This is a genomic window from Idiomarina sp. HB, assembly GCF_048059115.1.
GTDB lineage: Bacteria > Pseudomonadota > Gammaproteobacteria > Enterobacterales > Alteromonadaceae > Idiomarina > Idiomarina abyssalis.
Map to the genome: position 1 here is coordinate 704,140 of NZ_JAYLVU010000002.1, position 11,635 is coordinate 715,774.

The 11,635-nt window shown below is 46.5% G+C and carries 11 protein-coding genes; 6 read left to right on the plus strand and 5 right to left on the minus strand.

Annotation, left to right across the window (positions count from 1 at the left end):
• Positions 1-2: 2 nt before the first annotated feature.
• The 4 genes from VBY75_RS09050 to VBY75_RS09065 form a co-directional block, all read right to left on the minus strand.
• Complete coding sequence (locus VBY75_RS09050) at positions 3-890, minus strand: cation diffusion facilitator family transporter (protein WP_011234878.1); 888 nt, start codon at positions 888-890, stop codon at positions 3-5.
• A gap of 62 nt (positions 891-952) precedes the next feature.
• Positions 953-4,150 (minus strand): efflux RND transporter permease subunit, encoded by a 3,198-nt coding sequence (locus VBY75_RS09055; RefSeq protein WP_011234877.1) that lies wholly within the window; start codon positions 4,148-4,150, stop codon positions 953-955.
• An 11-nt stretch (positions 4,151-4,161) separates the two neighbouring features.
• A complete protein-coding gene (locus VBY75_RS09060; protein ID WP_011234876.1) occupies positions 4,162-5,307 on the minus strand; it encodes an efflux RND transporter periplasmic adaptor subunit in 1,146 nt (381 codons plus the stop codon).
• 3 nt (positions 5,308-5,310) lie between these two features.
• Complete coding sequence (locus VBY75_RS09065) at positions 5,311-6,561, minus strand: TolC family protein (protein WP_271331980.1); 1,251 nt, start codon at positions 6,559-6,561, stop codon at positions 5,311-5,313.
• A 211-nt stretch (positions 6,562-6,772) separates the two neighbouring features.
• Between VBY75_RS09065 and VBY75_RS09070 the strand changes: the two genes are divergently transcribed.
• Positions 6,773-6,958, plus strand: a complete 186-nt coding sequence (locus VBY75_RS09070) for a hypothetical protein (RefSeq protein ID WP_271331981.1) — start codon at positions 6,773-6,775, stop codon at positions 6,956-6,958.
• A gap of 186 nt (positions 6,959-7,144) precedes the next feature.
• Here VBY75_RS09070 and cadR read toward each other — a convergent pair whose 3' ends face one another.
• Complete coding sequence (cadR, locus tag VBY75_RS09075; RefSeq protein ID WP_011234874.1) at positions 7,145-7,564, minus strand: Cd(II)/Pb(II)-responsive transcriptional regulator; 420 nt, start codon at positions 7,562-7,564, stop codon at positions 7,145-7,147.
• Positions 7,565-7,658: 94 nt separating this feature from the next.
• Between cadR and VBY75_RS09080 the strand changes: the two genes are divergently transcribed.
• The 5 genes from VBY75_RS09080 (at position 7,659) to VBY75_RS09100 (ending at position 11,634) form a co-directional block, all read left to right on the plus strand.
• A complete protein-coding gene (locus VBY75_RS09080; protein WP_034818152.1) occupies positions 7,659-8,537 on the plus strand; it encodes a cation transporter in 879 nt (292 codons plus the stop codon).
• Positions 8,538-9,041: a signal peptidase II gene (gene lspA, locus VBY75_RS09085; protein ID WP_011234872.1), complete on the plus strand. Its 504-nt coding sequence runs from the start codon at positions 8,538-8,540 to the stop codon at positions 9,039-9,041.
• 75 nt (positions 9,042-9,116) lie between these two features.
• Positions 9,117-9,440: a hypothetical protein gene (locus VBY75_RS09090; protein WP_006955685.1), complete on the plus strand. Its 324-nt coding sequence runs from the start codon at positions 9,117-9,119 to the stop codon at positions 9,438-9,440.
• Positions 9,441-9,487: 47 nt separating this feature from the next.
• A complete protein-coding gene (locus tag VBY75_RS09095; RefSeq protein WP_271331982.1) occupies positions 9,488-10,735 on the plus strand; it encodes a TolC family protein in 1,248 nt (415 codons plus the stop codon).
• Complete coding sequence (locus VBY75_RS09100) at positions 10,732-11,634, plus strand: efflux RND transporter periplasmic adaptor subunit (protein WP_271331983.1); 903 nt, start codon at positions 10,732-10,734, stop codon at positions 11,632-11,634. Before VBY75_RS09095 ends, VBY75_RS09100 begins: the two co-directional genes overlap by 4 nt.
• Position 11,635 lies beyond the last annotated feature (1 nt).

Genomic DNA, 11,635 nt, shown 5'->3' on the forward strand with positions numbered 1-11,635 from the left:
TATCAGTTGTCCCTACAGGCTTCATCAGGATCTTCTAGTTCTACCGTTGTATGGCTTAAAGCATAGGGCGCAAGGACGTCATCGATGCGCTGTTTTAAATCGCTACGGGCCTCGATATCAAGGTTTTTAGATAACACCAAATGAACGGTTAATACATGCTCCTCGCCATCTAGTGACCAAAAATGCAGATGGTGTAGGTCAGCAACATGAGGTAGCTCCAGCAAAGTGTCAGCGACTTGTCTGTAGGTTTCTTTGTCCGGAGTTGCTTGTATGAAGAGTTTCAGCGTTGCCCACAGGTTGCGCAGCACATTCACTAAAATAAATAGAGTAAAACCAATCGACAGTAGCGGATCGAGAATTGGCCAATCCACAAACAGCAAAACAATACCAACGATAAGTACAGCGACCCAGCCGAGAACATCCTCCAGCAAGTGCCAGTTAATAACGCGTTCGTTTAACGTTTTGCCCTCTGACAATTTGTAAGCAGCAAATCCATTAACTGTAATGCCAACGACGGCTAAAGCAATCATGCCATCAGCGACGGGCATCTGAGGGTTCCAGAGTCTGGGAATTGCTTCCACAAGTACCCAGGCAGAGCCTGCGATTAACACAACGGCATTAATAAATGCACCGGCAAGATTCAGTCTTTTATAACCGTAGGTAAAGTGTTGGTTAGCCTGTTTTTTGCCAAGTTTATTTAGTATCCACGCGAGACCTAACGACAGGCTATCGCCAAGATCATGAACGGCATCAGCTAAAATGGCGGTACTGTTGGTAAGAAAACCACCAATGAACTCAATAATGGTAAAAACAAAGTTAAGCAGGAATGCCCAACCTAATCGGTTGGACGGCATGTCCTTTGAGTGATCATGGTTATGGTGATGTCCCATAATACGTTCCTCTTTTAATAAAAGGGGGCGACAATAACCGCCCCCTTAAATGCTATTGAACCCTAACGGCTCAGATCCTTAATTTTTTGTTTCGAAAACCAAGGATAGAGCACGGGTAAGATAACCAATGTCAGCAGAGTAGCTGATACCAAACCACCAACAATGACGGTAGCCAGTGGGCGTTGAATTTCAGCCCCTGCACCGGTTGCAAACAGCATGGGAATGAGTCCTAACGCTGAGGTTATTGCTGTCATTAATACCGGGCGTAGTCGCGACCACGCGCCATCAAACACGGCATCATTAACCGCATGCCCATCGGTTATTCTCTGGTTAATACTCTCGACCAGAACCACACCGTTTAGTACCGCCACACCAAACAGTGTGATGAAACCCACGGCGCTGGGCACCGATAAGTACTGTCCTGACACATAGAGTGCCACAATACCGCCGATGACTGCCAATGGTACATTCACCAAAATCAACATGGCTTGACCCATGGTGCCGAAAGCAAAATAAAGCAGCAGGGCGATGAGTGCCAGCGATATGGGAACGACAATGGACAAGCGCTCCTGTGCTCGTTGTTGACTTTCGAACTGGCCACCAATGTCGACTGAGTAACCGGTTGGTAAATCCACCTTCTCGTCAATCGCCTTCCTAATATCGGCAACCACGCTACCCATGTCACGACCCTGAACGTTCGATTGAATCACAACGCGACGCTGTACGTCATCACGACGGATTTGCGGTGGTCCTGATTCAATTGCGACGTGGGCGACTTCGCCTAAGGTTACCCAGGCCCCTGAGGGAGTTAACAGGCGTAACGAACGAATAGACTCCGGCGTATCGCGGAATTGCTTGGCCAGCCGCACGTAAATATCATAGCGCTCATTACCGCGAATGATCTGGCCTGCCGAAGCGCCACCCAAGCCATTGTCGACAACGCTCAGTACATCGGTGACATTTAAGCCGTAGCGTGAGAGTTGCTGGCGTTTCGGCGAAACCACGAGTTGTGCTTCACCTTTTATTTGCTCCATCGCTACAGCAACCGCCCCGTCAACTTGCTTGACGGCACCTTCTATTTCCTGGCCTTTACGGGCCAACACGTCAAGCTCGGGTCCAAATAGTTTGATGGCTAGCTGCGATTTTACACCTGAGAGCAGTTCATCAACCCGTGTTGCAATAGGTTGTGAAAAATTAAACAACAAGCCTGGGTGAGCATCTAGTTTTGCCTCCATTTTTTCTTGTAAGGCGTAGCGATCGGATGCCGTTGTCCATTCGGATTGCGGCTTAAGGCCCACATATATCTCGATGTTGCTGATAGGCTCTGGATCACCGCCCACTTCAGCTCGTCCAATGCGGCTGAGTGCGTAGGTGGTTTCCGGGAACGACATCAGGATTTTTTCAAGCTTCGGAGCCACCTCTAAGGCCGTTTCAAGGTTAGAGGAGGGGGCTAATGTCACGCGAATATTAATCGTGCCTTCTTCCAATTCGGGCGCAAATTCTGTGCCGAGACGAGGCACTAACACCAAAGCGCCGACAAACAGCACACCGGCCAGGGTAATAACAGCCTTTTTACTGCGTAACGCCACCGATAATAGTCTTTTATAACCATTATCTAGTGGTTTAAGCAGTTTATTTTCACGAGGCTTAATACCCCGACTGAAAAAGTAACTGGCTAATGCCGGTACAACCATGATGGCCACAAAAACCGCGGAGATAATGGCCAACATAATACTGATAGCCATGGGCTCAAATAATTTAGCTTCAACACCCTGAAAACTAAACAGTGGCATAAAGACCACCAAGATAATCATGGCGGCAAAGAATACCGGTCGTGCCACTTCGTTCGCCGCTTCCTTAACTCGCAGCTTGATACCATGGCTATCGAGTTTGGCTGCCTGAGGATCTGGGTCGCGGTGCTCTGTGCGTTGCTCGGCGTCGTCTTGGTGTTCACTATCCGGACGACTTAAGTGCTTAAAGATGTTTTCAACCATCACCACGGAGCCGTCGACCAGCATACCAATGGCAACAGCAATCCCGCCCAGCGACATCAGGTTAGCTGACATGCCCATCGCGGACATTACCATCAGGGCAATGGCGATAGAAACGGGAATGGACAGTAACACTAAAAAAGTAGCGCGTATGTTGAGCAAAAACAGTGCTAATACTGCGATAATAAAGACAAAGGCAATGAGCAGTGAATACGCGACCGTAGATACGGCTTTTTGTATTAAATCGGCCTGATCATAATACGGCTCAAAGGTGACACCCTCGGGTAATGCTTGCTGAATAAGCGGAATGCGCTTTTTAATACCGTCGATAGTGGCTTTGGTATTCGAGCCCATGCGTTTGAGCACAATACCCGATACCACTTCGCCCAGCTGGTTGACCTCGCCGTCGACTTTACGCGACATTGAGACCGCCCCCTGGCGAATTTCACTACCGATTTCGACGTCGGCAACCTGGCCCAGTGTTACGGAAACGCCGTCAACGGTTTTGAGCGGTATTTGTCGTATTTGTTGCAGGCCTTTTTTACCGCTATCCAACCAACCGGTGCCGCGAATAACCAACTGCTCCTGACCGCGGGGCATATACCAACCACCAACGTTACCGTTATTCTTGTTGACCGCGCCCATTACGTCTTGCTGGGTAAGGTCGTAAGACAACAGCTTAGCGGGATTGAGGTTAACCTGATATTGCTTAACTTCGCCGCCAAAGGACAAGACTTCGGTAATTCCCTCAACGGGCATTAGTAGCAGTTTAACCACATAGTCGTTTAGACTGCGTAACTCCATACTGCTGACACCGGAGCCCGGTTCGGCAAGTAGCAGATACTGATAAACCTGGCCTAGGCCGGAGGAGTTAGGACCCATTTCGGGTGTACCTACGCCTTCGGGTATCAACTCCTTTGCCGCCTGCAGTCGTTCAAACACCAGTTGCCGGGCAAAGTAGATATCGACACTCTCGTCAAACACCACTGTAATGCCCGATAAACCTGTTTTTGAGATTGACCGAACCTCTTTGACGTCGGGCAGAGCATACATCACCGACTCTATCGGATAGGTAATCAGCTGCTCGACTTCGGTCGCTGCTAACCCGGGGGCCTCCGTATTTACCGTTACCTGAACGTTGGTAACATCGGGGAAGGCATCCAGATTAAGTTTGGGAATAACAAAAAATGACGCAATGCTGATGCTGAATAAAGCCAATACCAATAACAGGCGATTAGCGACAGCAAACTGAATAATGCGCTGAAACATACAACCTCCTGTTAGTGGTTATGTGGGTCAAAACCGCCTTTAGCGATTTGAGAGCGAACGAAAAACGCGCCGTTATCGACGTACTCTGTGCCTTCCTTAACGCCTCGAATGACTTTCCACGGACCTTTTTCATCAACCAATTCGACTTTCTTCGGTTCAAACTTTCCGGGTTCGTGCTCAATGAATATCTGCCAGTCACCATCAGATGCCCGCATTAAGGCTGAGTCCTTAACTGCAAGCACCGGTCCATCCGACTTGACTGAGAAATAAACATCCGCAAATAAACCAGGGTGTAATTGGTCCTTTTCGTTATTTACCGCAAGTCGTACCGTTCGGGTGCGGGTTTTATGGTCTATTGTGTGGCCTTCCTGAATGACTTTTGCCGCAAAGCGCTGATTGTCGACACTCACTGTAACAGGATCACCAAACTGCACATTAAGGTCAGCTGAGCCCGGTAGCCGAGCATTCACCCACAAGGTTTCTTCTTGCAGAACTTCAACCAAGTGGTTACCGGCATTGACTGGCTGACCCTGCTTGAAGTTATCGCTAACCACAATCCCGCCAATTTCTGAGGTCAGTTGGTATTCGCCGATAGGGTAGTCAGGTTTACTTAAACGCTTAATATCACTGGCTGACATACCAAATGCTTTGAGTTGCGCTTGCGCTGAGGTAAAGGCGTTTTTCGCTTCAACAAAGCGTTTTTCACCAACCGTTGACTCACCGAGTGACTGCACGCGTTGCCATTCGTTAAGTGTGACCAAATACTGACTTTGCGCCTCCGCCATGGTGGCGCTGAAGAGGGTGGCTAGTGGTTCACCTTTTTCGACGTGGTCGCCAATACTGACAAAACGTTTGAGAACGGTCGAATCGATGCGCGGACTCACGATATAGCTATTAAAGTCGTTAGCAACCACCTCGCCCGGAGCATAAACCGGGTATTCAATAACTTGAGTTTGCAAGGTTCGCGTGGTGATATCCGCCATGGACAGCTGCTTGCTGGATAGCTCCACGCCTGCACTTTCCTTATGTTCACCTTGCTCGTGTTTGCCTTTTTCCTTGTGGGTATCTTCTTTTTCGTCGTGTCCGTGTTCATCCTGCGCCATAACCGAAAAGCTCAGCGCAAGTGCTATTGCTGCGTATAAAGGTTTTACTGACATCGTTTACTCTCCAATCTCTGCGTTTGTTGGCTGGCTTAACGGCGATAACGTCAGCGCTTTACTGAGTTCGCCCGAACGGTACAACCATTCAATGGCGGCCAACCGATATTGTGTTTGCAGCGCTATCCCTGCAAATTGGCTATCGAGCTGCTGTTGCACAGCGGTGAGGTAGTCTGTGGTGGATAGGTCACCGGCGAGCCAGGACTGCTCAATCACCTGCATCGACTCATCCTGCCGAGATTGAAAGTCTTTTTGCCAGCTTTGCCACTGTTTTTTCACAAAACGATAATTGTTAAGAGATGATTTCAGTGCTGCTTGCCATTGTTGCCTTAGTGCAATCAAACGTTTTTCTTCAGCAACAGCTTCGCTATTGGCTGCGCGTACCGCATCGCTGTAGTTATTGCGAATCTGTAGTGGAATGCTGAATGATAAGCCAACTACTGTTTCGTTATCGCTCTCGCCCGCTTCGACGCCTATGGTTGGGTTGGCGGTGGTTAACGAGCGTTTCCAGTCGACATCGGCGCGCTTTAATTGCCATTGCAGGTAAGCGGCTTTTAACGCTGGATGTTGTTGCCAACGAGTCGTTAACGCAGGTTCAACGTTAAATAGCTCCTCATTAATGGAGAGTTGACCGACATCAGACGTTGTTAGCAGAGCGTTTAACTCTGCTTCAGCGGATTGCAGTTGTTGATAAGCCGCTGCCGTTTGTTGCAGTTGCCGACTTAGTGCGAGTACCGTCAGTTGTTCGTCGACGGCACCTAAGTCACCGGCTTTACGTCGTTCGGCAACCAGGCTTATCGCCTGTTTAACGATTTTCTCTTGCTGCTTGGCCAGTGCGTAACGCTGTTTTGCATCCAGCCATTGCACATAGGCATTCAACAGAGTTTTAGCATGCGATGTCGCCGACTGGCGATAAATACTCACTGCCATAGCCGTCATGGCGTCACTCTGACTGGCTCGTGCTTCATTGCGAGTGCTCCAGTCCAGCGTTTGGCTTAGGCCAACAGTGTAATTATTGATGTCACCCTCGCGCTCTAAGCGTGACGATAAGCTAGGGTTGTACAAAGGCTGATTTAATTGCTTGCCCTGTTGAATGAGAGCTTCAGCCTGCTGTTGAGCTGCTTCAACACTGGGGTGTTGCTGAACAGTTTGTTGCCATCGCTCGGGCAACTGTTGTGCATTGGCGTAGCTTGAACTTATTGCCAGACTAACGGCAATAAACAAGCGTTTGCTATGTGTCGAAAACGGACCCATAGATAGACTCCTCAGTCATATTACTGCGTAAAATAATGATTTTTTTGCGCTGCTAAAGCAGCTTATTAGGCAGTTATGAGGAGATAGGAGGCCGGAACAGCGGCGATGATAGAGGGTTAGTGTAAAACTCAGTATACCCAGGACGTATTGTGCCCATTCGTGGTAAAGCGAGAGTTTTTTCAGCCTTCATAGCATATAAATGAAATGAACCATGGCAGTGACAGCAATGATGGCAGTCAAAGCTGACTTCGCCACTTTTAGGGAGGTTTCGCTTATCGATGTGCGATTCGTCATGCTCAAAATTGAGGTGTTGCTCAGAAGAGGACTGGTGAGATTGATGCACATCAGCAACCGCCTGACTGATTTGAGTCAGAACAGCAACAAGCACCAGTATTAAAAATCCGAGTCTAAGCATCATTACCTACAGTTCTAAATAAGCAGCTTAACGGTACATTAATTAAAAATAGTTCTCAACTAGTGCATTCTGAATCGCCACTAGTTCACTAGACACTCAGTAGCCTAACGAAGCTCCGCTGGACAACCTTAAAAAATTGTGTAAGTACGTTGTGTAACCTCCGGAAATTTAGACGTCTCGGTTACAACTAACAGATTCTATTTCATCAATTTTATTAAGAACTGTACACGCAATAACTTTGCTTTGGCCAGTACAACTTGTTCTAATTGAAGTGAGTTGCTTCTCAAGATCTTGCAAAGAAGTAATTTGAGAGCGTATGTGCATTATGTGTTCATCAATCAGGGTATTAACGGCTGAGCAAGGTTGATGTGGATTGTCTTGATAATCTTGTAATCTGCGGGTTTCAGATAATGAAAGGCCTATAGCTCTGCAGCTACATACAAACTTAAGTCTTTTGTAATGTTTTTCAGTGTATACTCGATATCCGTTATAACTACGAGCTGGTAAAGGTAACAAACCCTTTTTTTCATAGAACCTTATTGTCTGGGTTTGAATTCCTAATAAGTCTGCTAGTTGACCAATACGCATAAGAAAATTTCCTATCTAGTTAAGTAATTTCTTGACCTTATAGTAACTTTATAGTTTTTAATTGTGAAACTATATATTTAAGGTAAGTAATACGATGGCTAGTTCCTTTGATACGGTTCGAACAAATGGCGACTCAAAAAATGCCTACGAAGAGTCAGGTAAACGGCTCATCGTTTACTCTGTAGCAAAAATGGATTGCCCATCAGAAGAACGAATGATTCGCTTGGCACTGAATGGGTTTGAGGAAATTCATTCATTATCCTTCGACTTGTCAAACCGTCGGCTGAAGGTATTACATGATGGTGAGACAGCCTTTATTACTTCTAAATTAGAGACTCTAGGTTTGGGTGCCTCGCTTGAAAGAGACACTGCTGCGGACTCCGAGGCAATCAAAGCTGAGGAGTTTTCGGCAAGTTCGGATAAGCAGGAGTCCCGCACCTTGTGTTGGTTGCTCACCATCAATACTCTTCTGTTCTTGGTGGAAATGACTGCCGGACTGCTTTGGCAGTCTGCTGGTTTGATTGGGGAATCTTTAGATAATTTTGCCGATGCGGCAGTTTACGGGCTTTCTCTTTATGCCGTAGCGCGTAGTGTTAATATGCAAATACGTGCTGCGCACCTAGCTGGCGTACTACAACTGGTTTTGGCTCTGGGTGTACTTGCAGAAGTTGTGAGACGCTTCGTATTCGGGAGTGAACCTGAGTCACTTGCGATGATGGGGATTGCATTTGTCGCGTTGATTGGCAATACCATCTGTCTTCTACTTATCTCCAAACATAGAGGAGGTGGTGCGCATATGAAAGCAAGTTGGATTTTTTCAGCTAATGATGTAGTGATTAACCTTGGCGTAATCATCGCTGGCATCCTCGTTGCGTTGACCGGGTCGAATTACCCAGATCTTATTATAGGTAGCATAGCAGGTTTAATCGTGCTTAACGGGTCAAGACGCATTTTTGCACTGAAGGGGAACTGAATGTCCTGCGTTGATAAAGGATTTTCGCCCTATATTTCTCTGTTAATTTCTGGTTTAACTGTAGTCTTTGACCAAGTGATCAAGTGGCAGACGCAGCAATCAATAGCTTACGGTGATTCGATTTCATTGACCCCTTTTTTCAATTGGGTACACACTTGGAACACTGGTGCGGCATTTGGCCTGCTTTCAAATGGTGGAGGTTGGCAGCGCTATTTTTTTATTGGGGTTGCTCTGCTAATGTCTGTGGCTTTAACGAGGTTGATCTTTAATAAAGTAAGTAAACGGGATGGCATTAGCTACGGGCTGATTCTTGGGGGGGCGGTTGGGAACCTCATTGACCGACTGTTTCGTGGCTATGTTGTCGACTCCCTTCATCTAGGTTGGCAAACGTGGCAATTGCCAGTTTTTAATATTGCCGATATTGCAATTACCCTAGGAGTTATCCTATTACTGTTAAGCAACTTGCAGGTCTCAATGATACCGAATCTACCGGGTTCTAAGTAAATAGTAAGTATAATAATTAATATGGCCGAGCTTATTTTGGATGGATTAGGAATTTATATTGAGTGGGGTAATTGAATGAAAATATCTTGGTTTTTAATACTGACTGTGCTCATTCATAGCTCTTTTGCCTGTGCTCCTGTGGCTGGTACTTTCAGTCAGTCTTCAATAAAGAGTGCAGGAGTTGCGTATGACTTAGTCTTAGAAATTGAGCGTGAAAATCAAGACTTAAATAAATCAATATATGATAGTAAACAACAAACACAACCTCATATTAGTTGCATTACTGGTTATAACCTCTTAATTTCAGCCGTGCCTGTTATTTTGGCACCCAACTCAAACTCGGTAGGTTTTGACCAAAGCCTGACTCACCAACCCCCTGTACCTCCACCAAACGCGTAACCGTTAACTTAGACTTTTTAAAACCTATAAGTTAATGGAGAAGCAACATGAAGTATTTATACTTCGTGGCAGCCTTTTGCTTAGGTGCGCTAGTGCCTGTGGCGACGGCTGCGACGACAGATTTAAAGCTGAAAGAAGCGTTACAAAAAACGATCAAGAATAACCCTGAGTTACTGGAGTATGATTATAAAATACGAGCTGCAGGAGCACTGATAGAGCAGGCTGAGTTTTCAGCGAACCCAAGGGTATCTGCGGAAATAGAAAACTTTGCCGGCTCAGGACGGCTAGAAGGTATCAGTAACTCACAATTGACCGTATCCTTTTCTCAGCTCATAGAGTTAGGGGACAAACGGCAGTTACGAGTTAAAGCTGCAACCGAAAAAGAGAAAGCTCAGCGAGCAGAGTTTGAGTATCGTCAAATTGAGGTTTTGGCAGAAACCACACAGCGTTTCTATGACATTTTAAAACTTCAGCAAGTCGCGCATACCAGCGAGCGTCAAATTCAGCGAACTGAGCGACTGATAAAAGTGGCACAGGAGCGTGTAGAAGCTGGCGCGGTGCCTAAATCCGAGGTTATTCGCATTAAATTACAGTTAGAGCGCCAATACGCTTTCTCTGACGAGTTGAACGGTAAACTGAAAAAGCAACAAGCTGAACTGGCTTCAATGTGGGCAGGCGAGCTCAATTTTACGCGCGTCTCTGGAGACTTTACTTTTCCGCTAAGCCTCCCGGAAAAAGCCAACGTGTTATCGGCTGTTAATCGGGCGCCGGAGTATTTGCGTTTACTGGACTCTGAGCAACTTCTACAAGCGCAAGCCAGAGCGTTAGCAGCGGACTCAAAGTCGGATATTACCGTTGGTGTCGGGGCTCGCTACAATAATGAGTTCGATGATGTAGGTTTAATCGTCCAGGCATCGATGCCATTGCAGTTCACTGACCCTAACGTCGGTCGCATAAAACAAAGCCGATTACTGCATCAGTCTATCCTGGCGCAGCAAAAACAGGTTCGGCAGCAACTAAAATCACTGGCTTTATCGCTAGTGCACAGTTTGCAAACTCACCAAAGTTATCTGCAAAAGATAAATCAGCGACTGATGCCATTATCTGAGCAATTACTTGAACAGACTCAACAGGGTTACGCACGCGGAACGCACTCTTTGTTGCAAGTGTTAGACGCGCAAACGGAGTTAGCCAAACTCGAGTACGAAAAAGTTTCTCGGAAACATGCGATTTACAGCGACATCATCGAATTAGAGCGCATGACCGGACAGCCGTTTTTAGGAGTACAACAATGAAACTCAACACATTGATTACAATTATCTGCATTGCCAGTTTTTCACTGCCCGCATTGGCTTATGAGAAAGAACACGAAGAGCATGAAGCACCCCATACCAATTTAAGTGATGCAGCAATAGAAAACGCGAAATTAACGTTGGCAACAGCGAGCGCTCAAAGCATTCGAGTAAAGCAAACAATTTTCGGTGTAATAGCCCCCAATAATAACAATATTGTGCATATCGGAGCGAAGTACAAAGGTATTGTTACGGCACTAAAGGCCAATATCGGCGATGCCATAAAAGCCGGGCAAACTCTGGCTGTTGTTGAGAATGTTACGACAGGCACGGCATTTGAAGTCATCAGCCCAATTAGCGGAGAGGTAACTGCACGTTTTACCAATGTTGGTGAAGTGGTTGAGCAAAAGCCATTATTTGAAGTCCTGGATCCATCATCGGTCTGGGTAGAGCTTTCAGCGTTCCCGGAGAACATTGAGTCGTTAGAAGAAGAGCAAACGACCTATGTGTACGACTTGCATCATCATAAAACCGTCGAAGGAACTGTGTCTTATATCTCGCCACAAATGACTGGCGGACATATTGCACGCGCACTTATCGAGTTGCACAATCAGTCGGGGCATTGGCGACCGGGAATGCACGTAAAAGCGGATGTCGTTACAGACAGCTTTAACGCGAGCTTGGCGATAAACAATGATGCTGTTCAACGTTTAGAAAATAACCCCGTTGTTTTTATTAAAGAGGGTAATCGTTTCGAAGCCAGGGAAGTTGAGTTAGGCCGAACTGACGGTGAATACACCGAGGTGTTATCGGGTATTGAGAATGGCGAAAGTTATGTCGTTGAAAACAGCTACTTGATAAAGGCTGACATTCTAAAACAAGGCGCAGGCCACAGCCATTAGG

Bases quoted from the DNA above. Each gene is read 5' to 3' on its own strand.
- cadR (WP_011234874.1), bottom strand. From the start codon at position 7,564: ATGCGTATTGGTCAACTAGCAGACTTATTAGGAATTCAAACCCAGACA.
- VBY75_RS09065 (WP_271331980.1), bottom strand. From the start codon at position 6,561: ATGGGTCCGTTTTCGACACATAGCAAACGCTTGTTTATTGCCGTTAGT.
- VBY75_RS09070 (WP_271331981.1), top strand. From the start codon at position 6,773: ATGGCAGTGACAGCAATGATGGCAGTCAAAGCTGACTTCGCCACTTTT.
- lspA (WP_011234872.1), top strand. From the start codon at position 8,538: ATGTCCTGCGTTGATAAAGGATTTTCGCCCTATATTTCTCTGTTAATT.
- VBY75_RS09055 (WP_011234877.1), bottom strand. From the start codon at position 4,150: ATGTTTCAGCGCATTATTCAGTTTGCTGTCGCTAATCGCCTGTTATTG.
- VBY75_RS09095 (WP_271331982.1), top strand. From the start codon at position 9,488: ATGAAGTATTTATACTTCGTGGCAGCCTTTTGCTTAGGTGCGCTAGTG.
- VBY75_RS09100 (WP_271331983.1), top strand. From the start codon at position 10,732: ATGAAACTCAACACATTGATTACAATTATCTGCATTGCCAGTTTTTCA.
- VBY75_RS09090 (WP_006955685.1), top strand. From the start codon at position 9,117: ATGAAAATATCTTGGTTTTTAATACTGACTGTGCTCATTCATAGCTCT.
- VBY75_RS09080 (WP_034818152.1), top strand. From the start codon at position 7,659: ATGGCTAGTTCCTTTGATACGGTTCGAACAAATGGCGACTCAAAAAAT.
- VBY75_RS09050 (WP_011234878.1), bottom strand. From the start codon at position 890: ATGGGACATCACCATAACCATGATCACTCAAAGGACATGCCGTCCAAC.
- VBY75_RS09060 (WP_011234876.1), bottom strand. From the start codon at position 5,307: ATGTCAGTAAAACCTTTATACGCAGCAATAGCACTTGCGCTGAGCTTT.